Genomic DNA, 13,378 nt, shown 5'->3' with positions numbered 1-13,378 from the left:
GCGGAGACTTTAAGGAAATGTTGCAATCTTGTTCCCGATGGCCATCCCGCCTTTTGGCGCTGGGTACACTGGGGGTAGGGTTAGCAATCGCTCCCCTCCTCTGGCAGCCCGCAGACTCCCAAGAAACGCCTTCCCAAGCCCTCACCATCTTGGCGGATGTGCAGCAGGCAAATGCCGTCACAGGCGTGATCACGGCACGGGGCAATGTGCAACTGCGCTATCCCGCCCGCCAAATTCAGGCCACGGCGGCACAAGCACAATACTTTAGCCGGGAGGGGCGCATTGTCCTCAGTGGGAATGTGTATGTTTTGCAACAGGGGAACAGTCTCCGCGCTGACACCATCACATATCTTATTGAGGAAGCAAAATTTGTCGCTCTGCCCGCCCCCAGCCGCCAAGTCGAATCTATTTTAATGATCCCCGATGACCCTAACCAACAAATTCTTACACCTGTGCAGCCCTAATGGGCGGTTTGCGCTACCGACCACGCTTCGCCTAGAGGGGGTATGTAAACGGTATGGCAGTCGTTGGGTGGTGGATCACGTCAGTCTCTCGGTGGCACGGGGAGAAGTGGTGGGTCTGCTGGGGCCCAATGGTGCAGGGAAAACGACGACCTTTTACATGGCCACGGGGATTGAACGACCGGATGATGGCCGAGTATGGCTGGATGATGAGGATATTACCCAAGCTCCCTTGCATCAGCGGGCACGGCGGGGCATTGGCTATCTGCCCCAAGAACCGAGTATCTTTCGCCAGTTGACGGTTGCTGAAAATATTCTCTTGGTTTTAGAGGAGACGGGAGTGCCGCGGCGACAGTGGCGCGATCGCTTGGATCAACTGCTGACGGAATTTCGCTTGACCCACATTGCCCACACCCTCGGTCGGCGAGTCTCAGGGGGAGAACGGCGGCGCACCGAATTAGCCCGTGCCTTAGCAGCAGGAACCCAAGGACCCAGTTTTTTACTGCTCGATGAACCCTTTGCGGGTGTGGATCCCATTGCTGTGCATGACCTCCAGGACATGATTGCCAAGCTGCGCGATCGCCAAATGGGCATTCTCATTACCGATCACAATGTGCGGGAAACGCTGGAAATTATTGACCGCGCCTACATTTTACGGGAAGGGCAGATTTTAGCCGCAGGGAATAGCTGGGAATTGGCACAGGATGCCAAAGTGCGGCAATACTACCTCGGTGAGGATTTTCGCTTCTAGACATGATCAGAGCACTGCGGCGGATCTGGCTGCCGACCCTCCCCAAGTTAGATCAGTATCTTCTCTCGCTACTGCTGCCGGGGTTTGTTTTTGGCGTTACAATCTTTACCACTTTGGCGCTGACCGTCGGCACGATTTTTGATCTGGTGCGACAAATTGCCGATGCTCAACTGCCCCTAACGATTTTGCTGCAATTGATTGGCTATCAACTGCCTACCGTCTTGGTCTTGGTGTTTCCGATGGCCGTGTTGCTCGCGGTTGTGGGGGCGATGAGTCGGCTCTCAGAGGAGGGGGAGTGGGTTGCGCTGCGCAGTGTGGGGATTTGTCTGCGCCGTGTCCTCGTCCCTGTGGTGGTTTTTGCATTGTTTGTGAGTGGGTTGACCCTTGCGCTCAATGAAATCGCCGTACCCATCGCCAAGTATGAATCGCAAAAACTCATGCGGGAGTTACTGCAACAGCAGCGTACCCTCGGCTCAGGCACCGATATTTTCTACCCTGAGTACGATCGCCAAGGAGATGTGCGGCGACTGTATTATGGGCATCGCTTTGATGGCAGCCGCATTCAGGGAATCACGGTTTTGGACTTTTCGCAACCGCAGGTGACTCAGGTCATTAGCGCTGAATCCGCGGAGTGGAATGTGCGTGAGAGTCGCTGGTTACTCTCTCAGGGGATAGCCTATTTGATTAGCCACACGGGGGTCAGCCGCAATCTGTTGCAATTTGACCAACAGGAGATCCGCTTGCCGCGGCCTGCCCAATCTCAACAACTGCGGCCAACGGATGTGGATGAACTCTCGATCACCCAAGCACGCCGTGCGCTGCAACGTCTCGATCCCAATCAAGAGCCAGAACTGGTGCGTGCCCTCAAGGTTCACTTGGCTCAGGCCTATGCCCAACCCTTTTTGGCGGTGGTCTTTGCCCTTTTAGGGGTGGGGTTTGGCCTCAGTCCCTCCCAACGGCGGGGGCGGCAGGGATTTGGCATTAGTGTGGCGGTGGTGTTTGGTCAGTACGTGCTCACGTTTTTTCTCGGTGCACTGGGGACAATTGGCACCCTCTCCCCCCTTGCAGCAGCGTGGTTGCCCCACGGCATTGGCTTGGTGGTGGCGATCGCCCTACTGTGGCGTGCGGATCGCAGCTAGAGAGGTATGATGAAAAAAGTGCTGATTGCTGATCCATGCCGCAAACGTTTGATCTTCACGTTGTTGAGACGCGACCCTTGTTGACGCCTGCTACCCTGCTGGCGGATTTGCCGCTGACCGAATCCCAAGCCACCCTTGTGGCCACAACCCGCGATCGCATTCGTGATATTTTCAAGGGGCGCGATCGCCGACTGCTGGTCATTGTGGGGCCTTGTTCAATTCACGATGTCAAGGCGGCCTTGGAATATGGGGAAAAGTTGGCGCGGCTGCGCGATCGCCTGCGGGATAGTCTTGAAATCGTCATGCGGGTTTATTTTGAAAAACCACGCACTTCTGTAGGCTGGAAAGGGCTGATCAACGATCCGCACCTCGATGGCAGCTATGATATCAACACTGGGTTACGCCTCGCACGCAAGCTGCTGCTGGATTTGGCCAACTTGGGGATGCCCGCCGCTACAGAATTGCTCGATCCAATCATTCCCCAGTACATTGCTGACGTTGTGAGTTGGACCGCCATTGGTGCTCGTACGACGGAAAGCCAAACCCACCGTCAAATGGCGTCGGGTCTCTCGATGCCCGTAGGCTTCAAAAATGGCACTGATGGTCACTTAGATTCGGCAATTAATGCCATGATCGCGGCACAGCAGTCGCACCATTTTCTGGGAATTAATGCTGAAGGCCGTGCCAGTATTGTTGCCACCACTGGGAATCCCGATACTCACCTTGTACTGCGCGGCGGCAAAGAGGGCCCTAACTATTCTGCCGCTCACATCGAAATGGCGGCTGCCCTCCTAGAGCGTAAGGGACTCACCCCCCGCCTGATGGTGGATTGTAGCCATGCCAACGCTGCCAAAGATGCCCAACGCCAAGTGCTAGTGTGTGAAAATCTTGCCCAGCAGGTACAGCAAGGTTCCCGTTATTTGGCGGGTGTGATGATCGAGAGCCATCTCAAGGCGGGTAATCAACCGATTCCCAAGGATCTTTCGCAGTTGGTCTATGGTCAAAGTATTACCGATCCCTGCGTGGACTTTGCGACAACAGTAACGATGCTCGAAGAATTGGCTAGTGCGGTGGGGTCACAACTGGTTGCCAGATAACTGAATCGCCTATTGTAGCAGGGGAAGCTAGTTACTTGCCCCTTGGGAAGGTAGATTCAATGAAAAGAATTCTTCCTCATTTTTGAGGATGTGAAAGACCTTATCCATGCTCGTGAGTTCAAAGAGCATCATCATCTGCTTGGGAATATTGCATAGGTAAAGCTGTCCCCCACCTGCCCGGACCGTTTTTAGGGCAACAACAAGAGCGCCTAAGCCAGAACTATCAATGAAGGTGACCTCACCACAATCCAGCAATAGGGCTTGAGTCCCCCCTTGAACCAGCTCACTAATGGTTTGACGAAATTCCTGAGCTTGGGGGCCACCAAAGACCCCAGACAGCTTAATCACTTCGACAGTATTGGCCATAACAGGATGATGGAAAGGAGTTCCCCGCTAGTATACAGCCTTTTTTTACCGAGATTCGTCACGCGACCAACCCATAACCGCCCTTTGCTGGGTTCCAGAGATGGGGTGCTCTGTGAAATTTTGTGGAGCGAGCGTAACAAGCCGTAGTAGTCATAGTAGGCTTAACTCTAGCCGTTGAGAAATTTTTAGGACGATAACTCATGGTGCAACGTGGTTCTAAAGTCAAGATTCTCCGCCCTGAATCCTACTGGTACAACGAAGTGGGTACCGTCGCCTCTGTGGATCAAACCCCCGGCGTCAAATATCCTGTGATTGTGCGCTTCGACAAAGTCAATTACACCGGCTACAGCGGCAGTGCCAGCGGTGTGAATACCAATAACTTTGCGCTGCACGAAGTGCAAGAAGTGGCTCCGCCCAAAAAAGGGAAATAGTTTCTGAGACCGTGCCGGAATTACCGGAAGTTGAAACCGTACGTCGTGGGCTAGAGGTGGTCACCCTTGGGCAACCCATTGTGGGGGTCGAGGTGCTTCTAGCCCGTTCTATTGCGCTTCCGGAAGAGCCGCAAGCGTTTATTGATCACCTGTGCGATCGCTCTATTCAACAGTGGCATCGGCGGGGCAAGTACCTTTTGGCCGCCCTCAATGACGGCAGTCGCCTCGTGATTCATCTGCGCATGAGCGGCCAGTTGTTGTGGCTGACGACTCCCCAGCCTCCCTGCCCCCATACCCGTGTACGCTGGTTTTTCGCAACGGGGGCGGAACTCCGCTTTGTGGATCAACGGACGTTTGGTCGCTGTTGGTGGATTCCTGCACACTGCCGCCCCGAAACGGCGATTCCCACACTGGCCAGCTTGGCACCAGAACCCCTGAGTGAGGCCTTTACAGTTTGGTTCTTGGCGGAGCGGTTGGTGCATTATCGTCGCGCGCTAAAAACGGCGCTCTTAGATCAAACCGTTGTTGCGGGCATGGGGAATATCTATGCCGATGAAAGTCTTTTCTTGAGTGGTCTGCACCCCGCCCTACCCACCTACACCCTAACGATTGAGCAGATCGTTCACCTCCATCAGGTGATTCGCCAAGTGCTGAGGGAAGCGATTGCAGCGGGCGGTACGACAATTCGTAGCTTTGTCACTCCGACGGGGGTGAATGGTCGCTATGGGGGGCAGGCATGGGTTTATGGTCGCAAGGGGGAAGCCTGCCGCGTCTGTGGCACAACGATTGAACGGCTGCGCTTGGCAGGACGCTCCAGTCACTATTGTCCTCGCTGTCAGCCACTCTCTTCCGCAATGGGCAAATAAAGGGTGAGAATTTCGCCCGCTTGGCGATCGCGCCGTTGAATGACCTTAGCGCCGACCGCTTCTATTAAGAGTTTTGCCGCCTGAAAGTTGAGACTCAGTTGCCCGGTTGCGGGATGCCACAGGAGCAGGTGCCCCAAGGCGGCCAGATCGCTGCGGTGTTTGTACTGGGGCGATCGCAATTCTAGCTTCACGTGCTGCCCTGCCCGCTGCACCACCAATTGCAGTTCACTCTCTGGGGCAAGGGTTTGGCTATAGTATTCCACTAACCCGGTCAAGACCTGATCTAAAGACGTTGGATCACTGAGAACAAGGGGTAAATTGGGCGGATAATCAAGAACCAATTTGACCTGACGACGCGCCGCCTGCTTTTGCCAGCGAGCCAAGTTGGTTGTGAAGAGTTCCGTCAAGTGGGTCCGCCCAAACGCAAGGGGGGGTTTGGGGCTAGGACTGGTGAAGATTTCGGCGGCATCACTCAGGAGATTAAAGCGGGTGATTTGATCTTGAATCTCTTGACCAATCTTTTGCAGATACTGGTACGTGCGCTGCGGTAGATTCTCTTGCCGTTGTAGCAATTGGATAAAGGTATTGATGGTGGTGAGGGGAGTGCGCACCTCGTGGGAAAGGGCTTGCAGCAGGCTAATGTCCGCAGCCATGGGGGTAGAAGTCACAGTCAGGGGCGTGGCCGCCGGTTGACTATAGTCCAGCAGCCATTGACCAAACTGACTCACCAAACGATAGCTGGGGGGCACCATCTCCACACTGGCCAGCCACTGATCAATGGGGTCGAGATCGGCTAAGGGAAGTTGCTGCCGCAACTGCTGCCAAAAAGCATGAATTTCCTCAGGAGCAAAGGAAAAGTGCAGTCCGCGCTCCCCTTGATAGATCAGTAAAAGATTAACCTCTGGACTCAGTAGTAGGCAAAAGGGATTCATGCCTTCTCGCGCTGCGGGCAAAAGGGTCATTGCCGGCAAAGCAGGATGGGTGTCTGTGGGGGGCAGGTAGGGCAGCGATCGCCCCTGGGGCATGAGGACATAGGTTTTTAGGGGACAATCTTGAAGAATGAGGCTGGGGAAGGAGACTAAAAAGCCCTCAATGGGATGCGTAACTGCCAATAATCTTTCTAAGGCAGCAACCCCCGCTTGCCACTGCCAAAAGCGATCGCCAGCACGGGTATCATACCGATCAATGGTGGAATGCGAGCGTCCCATAGCAGCCGATGCAACGTCCCCAACTGCCTCGACCATAGCCCCAATGATTCCAATCTGCCTAGGAGTAAAACCGAACTTAGGTGGGGATGATGCCGTACAGATCGTAAATATCAGCAGCGGTGATTTCTACGGGGACAATTGTGCCCAAGGTGGCAGCTCCCTTGACATAAACCACGCCATCCACATCCGGGGCAAAGCGGGGCGATCGTCCAATCAGTTCCCCAGTTTGCGGGTTTTCCTGCTCAATGAGGACAGGCATGGTTTTGCCCACTTCAGCGGCATTTTTGCGCTGGGCAATGGGTTGTTGCAGTTGCATCAGGCGATCGCGCCGCGCCATTTTGATTTCCTCTGGAACCTGATCCGGCAGATCATAGGCGGCAGTCCCTTCCTCGGCGGAGTAGGTAAAGACCCCCACATGGTCAAATTCATGGCGCTGCACAAACTGGCAAAGATGCTCAAAGTGGTGCTCAGTCTCACCGGGGAAGCCAACAATAAACGTCGTCCGCATCACTGCTTCGGGTAAGTCCTGCCGTAACCGTTCAATCAGGCGATCGTTCACCCCCGCTTGCCACGGCCGATTCATAGCGCGCAGCACCTCTGGGTGGGAATGTTGCAACGGCAAATCAAGATAGGGCAAGATGTTAGGAGTTTCCCGCATCGCTGCAATCACCTCAGGCGTTAGCCCCGTGGGATAGGCGTAGTGCAAGCGAATCCAAGGCACATCCACTTTGCCAAGGGCACGAATCAGCGCCGCGAGTTGGGGTTGACCATAGAGATCAATGCCATAGTTGGTGGTAATTTGGGAAACAATAATGATTTCTTGGACGCCCTCGCTGGCGAGTTGATGGGCTTCACTGACAATGGACTCAATGGGGCGCGATCGCTGGTTGCCCCGCAGATGGGGAATGATACAAAAGGCACAGCGATAGTCACAGCCCTCAGCAATCCGCAGATAGGCCACCGGTTCCGGCGTGGTGCGGTAGCGAGGAACGGTTTCATCGGCAATGTAGGTGGGCACAGCACTAATTTGTTGCACCCGCTCACCCGTTTCTACCCGCTCAATCACCTCAACAATGTGCTGGTAATCGCCACTGCCAACGACGGCCACCGCCTCAGGAAGCTCCGCCAAGAGTTCCCCTTGAAAATGCTGCGCTAAGCAGCCTGTGATCACAATCTTCTTATTGGCTTCTGCCAGTTCTACCAGTGTGCGCACCGACTCTTCGCGGGCGGCTTGGATAAAGCTACAGGTATTGACAATAACGTAGTCGGCTTCGGTTTCATCGGTACCCACCCCATAGCCCGCTGCCGCAAGGAGACCAATCATGTGCTCCGTATCCACGCGGTTCTTATCACAGCCAAGGTGGGCAAAGGCAATTTTCGGTTTAGTTGGGTTTGGCATCTAAACGGGTCAGCAGCATCTAACAGTAGGGGGTAATATCTTCACCACACTCGTCGGCCAAATAGCTGAGCGAGCGGAAGCGCAACCCCACTAATTGATCATAAAGGGGATTGAGTTTACAGAGGGGGGGAATATGGACAATCTTGCGACCAAAAAGGGTAATGTCGCGCTCAAAGGGGCATTGGGGGGGAATCAGGCGGCAGAGAAAGCGAGCCACCTTGGCATCTTTGACCTCTAAACCATCCAGCCAGTGGCGCACGGGATCCAATAGGCGCAGGGTTTGTTCATTGCTCTCGTGCTGACCATCAAGGGTGTGCTTCAGGGACTCAAGGGCAGTAATTTCCAGTCCCAAGGCGTTGCAGAAGCGTTGCAGTTCGGCATCCTCCGATTGGGAGTAAATGCCATTGGCAAGCGCCACCATTACGGCTGTGCGCACGAAATTTTCCGCAAGGGCGCGATCGCCGCCAAAGGTGGCCACCAGCTCTTCATCGGTGACTGGAGCAAAATGTTCAAGATCAATTTCTGGGGCAATTTCCTCGCGAATCAGGCTCGCAATCAGTTGCTTCTCTTCGGGATCAAAGTGACCATCGGCGCCGGCAATGCTCAAGAGACCCTTAATCCAAATGGCCGTTTGTTCCGGTGTCAGTTCAAGGGTAGATGCTGCGGTGGTTGCCATAGAGATTGCCCCAAGATTGCTGCTCACTACGACTGTACTCTAGGTCTGGGTCTTTCGTGCCATCCTGAAGGACGGATAAAATCCTTGCTACAATTGACGAAGTTTTGTTAAGCACTGTGTCACATCCTTGACTGTTTCGCTGTTGCCCTCCACTTGCTCAACCCCTTGGTATGCCCTTGATCCCATTTGGCAGGGGGACGCGGCGGCGATCGCCCAAGGATTGCCCCATGATCTTTTAGCGCCGGCGTGGCAAATCCTGATTCTCGGGGATGGCTCCCCCACCCGCCACTTGCAACTGCTGACGGGTGAAACCACGGAAGTGGACGTGATAGATATGTCGGCCATTGGCCATGCCAGCGATCGCGCCCCGGCGCAACTGCAACTCATTCCCGGCCCGCGGCTGCGGCGTCAAGTGTGGCTACGCACCGCTTCAGGTCAACGTTTGGCCTACGCCACCTCTTGGTGGGAAGCTGCCCATGTGGATGAGTATTTGCAAAACCGTGCCATGCCCATTTGGACGAACCTCGCCCAACGCAAGGTGGAGCTTTACCGCGACATTCAGGCGGTGTATCTCGGGCACTCTGGAACCTTGGCGGCAGCCTTTGGCGAAGCGGGGCCTTTTTGGGGGCGGCATTATCTCTTTTGGCACGATCGCCGTCCCATTACGCTGATTTATGAAGTCTTTTCGCCCTACCTCTGCCGGTACCTTGGTCCGATGGGAAGTACAGCCTATTTGGCAAATTCAGCCCCAACATTAGGCTAAAGCGGGTGTCTCCGTAACGTTTTGTAAATATAATATGAACAGCTTTTTGTTCCCCTAGGGGGTTGCGTTCATCTTCGTCAGTTAGGGTAGCGTCATTCATGCGAGTTGCAATTGCCGGTGGTGGCTTAGCGGGCTTAGCTTGCGCCAAGTATCTAGTGGATGCAGGACATACCCCCATGGTGTTTGAGCGTGCCAATGTCCTTGGTGGCTTGGTGGCGGCATGGCAGGATACCGATGGGGATTGGGTGGAAACGGGCTTGCACGCCTTTTTTGGTGCCTACCCCAATATGCTGCAACTCCTAGCGGAATTGGGGATTAGCGATCGCCTGCAATGGAAACGCCATGCCCTGATTTTTAACCAACCCGAAAAGCCGGGGGTGCTCTCGTGGTTTGATGTTCCCGATATTCCTTCGCCTTTTAATGTACTGCTCTCCATTTTGCGCAACAACGATATGCTGACGTGGGAGCAGAAATTCCGCTTTGCCTTGGGGCTGTGGCCAGCGATCGTGCGCGGCCAAAAATACGTCGAGGCAATGGACAAGTACACCCTCCTCGAATGGCTGCAACGCCAAGGGATTGATGAGCGGGTAAACTCCGACATTTTTATTGCGGCCTCAAAGGCACTGACCTTCCTGAACCCCGATGAGGTCTCGGCCACGATTCCCCTGACGGCGATGAACCGCTTTCTGCGGGAACGCTATGGCTCAAAAATTGCCTTCTTGGATGGGGCACCCCCCGAACGGTTGTGTCAGCCCATTGTGGATTATGTGACCGCACGGGGCGGTGAAGTGCACACCAATGTGGCTCTGCGGGAGATTGTCCTCAATGAAGATCTCTCGGTGCAGTCCTTTGTCATGGCCGATCGCGAGGGGCAACAGCGCTTTGAAGTCACAGCGGATGCCTATGTCTCAGCGATGTCGGTGGATGCCATTAAACTGCTGCTGCCGCAGCCGTGGCAAGACCTACCCTTTTTCCAGAAACTCAATGGCCTCGAAGGCGTCCCTGTGATTAATGTCCAAATCTGGTTTGATCGCAAATTGCCGACGGTAGATCACCTGCTCTTCTCGCGATCGCCCCTGTTGAGTGTTTATGCCGATATGAGCGAAACCTGCAAGGGCTATGCCGATCCCGACAAGTCAATGTTAGAGCTGGTATTGGCGCCTGCTGCGGAGTGGATTGGCCGCAGTGATGAGGAGATTGTTGAGGCGACCCTTGCGGAACTGGCCAAACTCTTCCCCAATCACCTACCGGAACCTGCTAAAGTGCTGAAAACGGCGGTGGTGAAAACCCCCCGCTCAGTCTATAAAGCCACCCCCGGTCGCCAAGCCTTTCGTCCGGATCAGGCCACGCCCATTCCCAACTTCTTCCTTGCGGGGAGCTACACGATGCAGCCCTACCTAGGGAGTATGGAAGGGGCGGTACTTTCTGGTAAGCTGACAGCGCAGGCGATCGCGAAGCGGCTCGCAGAGAGCAACGCCCCACAGCCCCCCAAACCCTCTACTCAGACTGTCGCCAATGCTGCAACTGCCTAGAGCCGAGTACGTCCCTCCCCTGATTTCCCTCGACGAAGCCTACGAGCTGTGTCGTCAGGTCACTGCCGCCTATGCCAAGACGTTTTACCTCGGCACGCTGTTGATGCCCCCCGCCAAGCGCCGTGCCATTTGGGCGATTTACGTCTGGTGTCGGCGCACCGATGAACTGGTGGATGGCCCCCAAGCCGCAACGACAACAATGGCCACCCTCGACGAGTGGGAAGCCCGCCTTGAGGATATTTTTGCTGGACATCCCCACGATGGTATGGACTTGGCATTGACGGCGACGCTGGAACAGTACCCCCTCGACATCCAGCCCTTTCGGGACATGATTGCTGGCCAGCGGATGGACTTGCATCGCAGTCGCTATGAAACTTTTGCTGAACTAGAACTCTATTGCTATCGCGTGGCCGGTACCGTCGGCCTCATGTCCCTTGAGGTGATGGGGGGAAACCCCTACAGCGATCGCCTGTGTTCCCCCTGGGTGGATCCCTATCAGGCCAAAGGCACCCTCAAGGATCAAGCGATCGCCCTTGGCATTGCCAATCAACTCACCAATATCCTGCGGGATGTGGGCGAAGATATGCGGCGGGGGCGTATCTATCTGCCCCTAGAGGACTTGGCTGCCTTTAACTACACCGAAGAAGACTTGCAGCGGGGGGTGATTGACGATCGCTGGCGGGCACTGATGCGCTTTCAAATTCAGCGGGCACGGCAATTTTATCGGGAAGCCGAAGTGGGGGTGGCTTACCTAGAGCGGGATGCCCGTTGGCCCGTGTGGTCGGCGTTGATGCTCTATCGCCAGATTCTTGATGTCATCGAAGCCAACGATTACGATGTCTTTAATCGGCGCGCCTTTGTCTCTGACTGGCGCAAGCTGCTGTTTATCCCCATTTCTTGGTTCAAGGCCAGCTTTTAGGCACCATGGCAGATCTCTACGTGGATTGGGACGAGTACCATCGCACCATTGAACAGTTGGCGATCGCTATCTATGAATCGGGATGGCAGTTCAATCAAATCCTCTGCTTGGCCAAGGGGGGGCTGCGGGTAGGGGACATTCTCAGCCGCTTGTTTAATCAACCCCTCGCGATTCTGGCGGTGTCCTCCTATGGCGGTGTCAATAACCAAGAGCGGGGTCGCATCACCTTTGCGCGGGACTTGACCATGACGACTGCTACCCTTGGCAGTCATGTCCTCTTAGTGGATGATTTGGTGGATTCCGGCCTTTCTTTGCAGAAAACCCTGCGCTGGCTAGAGGTCAAATATGGCTTTGCGGTGGAGGAAGTGCGCACTGCCGTTCTCTGGTATAAAGCGGCCTCTTGTATTCGTCCGGACTACTATGTTCATTACCTGCCTGAAAATCCTTGGATCCATCAACCCTTTGAACGCTACGAACAACTGACAGCGGCTGATCTTGCTCAAACCCTAACCCCCTGTCCATGACGCCTACCCTCACTCCCCCCCTCCAATGGCAGCGTCGCCACGTCCTCTCCCTGCAAGACTTTACGGTGGCGGAGCTAGATATTGTGCTGCAAACAGCGCTCAGTTTTCAGGAAGTCCTGAATCGTCGCACTAAGAAAGTCCCCACCCTGCAAGCGCGGGTGGTTGCTAATCTTTTCTTTGAAAGCTCGACGCGCACCCGCAATAGCTTTGAACTGGCGGCCAAACGTCTTTCTGCGGATATTCTCAACTTTTCCCCCGGTACCTCGGCCCTGAGTAAAGGGGAAACGATCCTCGATACGGCTAAGACCCTGTGGGCGATGGGGGCAGAATTCATGGTGATTCGCCATCAGCAGTCGGGGGTGCCCCATACAATTGCGGCGGAAATGGATCGCCTTGGCGGTCAGGTGGCGGTTCTCAATGCCGGTGATGGCCTGCACGAGCATCCCTCCCAAGCGCTGCTGGATCTGTTTACCCTTTGTCAACTCTACGATTCACGTCAACCCCGCTGTGCCCTATTGCAGGGAAAGAAAGTGGCCATTATTGGCGATATTCGCCATTCCCGTGTGGCGCGATCGAACCTCTATAGCCTGAAAACGGCCGGTGCTGACGTGCATTTGGCTGGCCCCCCCACCCTGTTACCCGCCGAATTTGCAGAGTACGGCGCAACGCTCCACTGGACACTGGAACCTGCCCTTGCTGATGCCGATATTGTGATGACGCTGCGCCTGCAACGGGAACGCATGGATCAGCACCTGATTCCCAGTTTGCGGGAGTACCATCAGCAGTTTGGTATCACCCATGAACGGCTGCACCTGTGCCGACCGGAGGTGCGGGTTTTGCATCCAGGACCGGTGAATCGCGGTGTGGAATTGAGTTCGGCATTGCTGGATGATCCGCAGTTCAGTTTAGTGAATCAGCAGGTGACCAGTGGTGTGGCGGTACGGATGGCGTTACTGTATTTGATGGGAACGTACCATGAGGTCAAGGCATGATTAGGGTGACGTTTCTGCCGGATCAGGTCTGCGTCGAGGCCGAAGTGGGTGAAAGTTGGTTGAGCGTCGCTGAGCGTGCCGGGATTGAAATTCCCACCGGCTGTCGTATGGGGACGTGTGGCGCCTGCACTCTGGAACTCGAGGACGGTGAAGAAATTCGCGCTTGTATCTCTACGATCGCGGGCGATGGCGAGGATGGCACCCAGATTACTGCCTATGTCTTTCGAGATCCCACGTGGTGATCACAGGAATCA

Annotated in this window: 16 protein-coding genes; 12 read left to right on the top strand and 4 right to left on the bottom strand. The window is 55.1% G+C overall.

Features of this window, described 5'->3' with window-relative positions:
- Window positions 1–17 precede the first annotated feature (17 nt).
- The 4 genes from M0644_RS10160 to M0644_RS10145 are packed head-to-tail and all read left to right on the top strand — an operon-like array spanning window position 18 to window position 3,448.
- On the top strand, window positions 18–464 hold the full coding sequence (locus M0644_RS10160) for an LptA/OstA family protein (RefSeq protein ID WP_149820512.1): 447 nt from the start codon (window positions 18–20) through the stop codon (window positions 462–464).
- Window positions 424–1,212, top strand: coding sequence for an LPS export ABC transporter ATP-binding protein (gene lptB / locus M0644_RS10155; protein WP_286625582.1), 789 nt, complete (start codon window positions 424–426; stop codon window positions 1,210–1,212). The genes M0644_RS10160 and lptB overlap by 41 nt, the downstream gene beginning before the upstream one ends.
- 2 nt (window positions 1,213–1,214) lie before the next feature.
- Window positions 1,215–2,351 carry an LptF/LptG family permease gene (locus M0644_RS10150; protein ID WP_149820508.1) on the top strand — a complete coding sequence of 379 codons (1,137 nt, stop codon included), beginning with the start codon at window positions 1,215–1,217 and terminating at the stop codon, window positions 2,349–2,351.
- A gap of 35 nt (window positions 2,352–2,386) precedes the next feature.
- Window positions 2,387–3,448, top strand: coding sequence for a 3-deoxy-7-phosphoheptulonate synthase (locus M0644_RS10145; protein WP_149820506.1), 1,062 nt, complete (start codon window positions 2,387–2,389; stop codon window positions 3,446–3,448).
- A gap of 27 nt (window positions 3,449–3,475) precedes the next feature.
- On the opposite strand, the gene M0644_RS10140 is transcribed toward M0644_RS10145, so the two are convergent.
- The gene (locus M0644_RS10140) at window positions 3,476–3,814 is read right to left on the bottom strand and encodes an STAS domain-containing protein (protein WP_149820504.1); all 339 of its coding nucleotides are present in this window, start codon (window positions 3,812–3,814) and stop codon (window positions 3,476–3,478) included.
- A 200-nt stretch (window positions 3,815–4,014) separates the two neighbouring features.
- Between M0644_RS10140 and M0644_RS10135 the strand changes: the two genes are divergently transcribed.
- Together M0644_RS10135 and M0644_RS10130 are read left to right on the top strand one after the other, a co-directional pair.
- Entirely contained in the window at window positions 4,015–4,245 is a 231-nt protein-coding gene (locus tag M0644_RS10135) for a photosystem I reaction center subunit IV (protein WP_011057407.1), read from the top strand.
- Window positions 4,246–4,256: 11 nt separating this feature from the next.
- Window positions 4,257–5,111, top strand: coding sequence for a DNA-formamidopyrimidine glycosylase (locus M0644_RS10130; RefSeq protein WP_286625580.1), 855 nt, complete (start codon window positions 4,257–4,259; stop codon window positions 5,109–5,111).
- Here M0644_RS10130 and M0644_RS10125 read toward each other — a convergent pair.
- From M0644_RS10125 to M0644_RS10115, 3 genes are all read right to left on the bottom strand, one after another.
- Complete coding sequence (locus M0644_RS10125; protein WP_190278065.1) at window positions 5,081–6,319, bottom strand: sensor histidine kinase KdpD; 1,239 nt, start codon at window positions 6,317–6,319, stop codon at window positions 5,081–5,083. The two genes, M0644_RS10130 and M0644_RS10125, sit on opposite strands and share 31 nt — an antisense overlap.
- A gap of 76 nt (window positions 6,320–6,395) precedes the next feature.
- Window positions 6,396–7,718, bottom strand: a complete 1,323-nt coding sequence (rimO, locus tag M0644_RS10120) for a 30S ribosomal protein S12 methylthiotransferase RimO (protein ID WP_286625579.1) — start codon at window positions 7,716–7,718, stop codon at window positions 6,396–6,398.
- Window positions 7,719–7,737: 19 nt separating this feature from the next.
- Window positions 7,738–8,394, bottom strand: coding sequence for a Mo-dependent nitrogenase C-terminal domain-containing protein (locus tag M0644_RS10115; protein WP_286625578.1), 657 nt, complete (start codon window positions 8,392–8,394; stop codon window positions 7,738–7,740).
- Between the two features lie 127 nt (window positions 8,395–8,521).
- Here M0644_RS10115 and M0644_RS10110 point away from each other — a divergent pair, with 127 nt between their 5' ends.
- From M0644_RS10110 to M0644_RS10085, 6 genes are all read left to right on the top strand, one after another.
- A complete protein-coding gene (locus M0644_RS10110) occupies window positions 8,522–9,157 on the top strand; it encodes a chorismate lyase (RefSeq protein WP_190278063.1) in 636 nt (211 codons plus the stop codon).
- A 98-nt stretch (window positions 9,158–9,255) separates the two neighbouring features.
- The gene (gene pds / locus M0644_RS10105) at window positions 9,256–10,689 is read left to right on the top strand and encodes a 15-cis-phytoene desaturase (RefSeq protein WP_286625576.1); all 1,434 of its coding nucleotides are present in this window, start codon (window positions 9,256–9,258) and stop codon (window positions 10,687–10,689) included.
- On the top strand, window positions 10,673–11,608 hold the full coding sequence (locus tag M0644_RS10100; protein ID WP_286625575.1) for a phytoene synthase: 936 nt from the start codon (window positions 10,673–10,675) through the stop codon (window positions 11,606–11,608). The genes pds and M0644_RS10100 overlap by 17 nt, the downstream gene beginning before the upstream one ends.
- 5 nt (window positions 11,609–11,613) lie before the next feature.
- A complete protein-coding gene (locus M0644_RS10095) occupies window positions 11,614–12,132 on the top strand; it encodes a phosphoribosyltransferase (RefSeq protein ID WP_149820490.1) in 519 nt (172 codons plus the stop codon).
- Window positions 12,129–13,124, top strand: coding sequence for an aspartate carbamoyltransferase catalytic subunit (locus tag M0644_RS10090; RefSeq protein ID WP_149820488.1), 996 nt, complete (start codon window positions 12,129–12,131; stop codon window positions 13,122–13,124). Before M0644_RS10095 ends, M0644_RS10090 begins: the two co-directional genes overlap by 4 nt.
- Window positions 13,121–13,366 (top strand): 2Fe-2S iron-sulfur cluster-binding protein, encoded by a 246-nt coding sequence (locus tag M0644_RS10085; protein WP_149820486.1) that lies wholly within the window; start codon window positions 13,121–13,123, stop codon window positions 13,364–13,366. The genes M0644_RS10090 and M0644_RS10085 overlap by 4 nt, the downstream gene beginning before the upstream one ends.
- Window positions 13,367–13,378: the final 12 nt, after the last annotated feature.

This window comes from Thermosynechococcus sp. B1, from assembly GCF_030322985.1.
Lineage (GTDB): Bacteria > Cyanobacteriota > Cyanobacteriia > Thermosynechococcales > Thermosynechococcaceae > Thermosynechococcus.
Note: the sequence above shows the minus strand (reverse complement) of the source record. Positions and strands in the feature narration are given on the sequence as shown.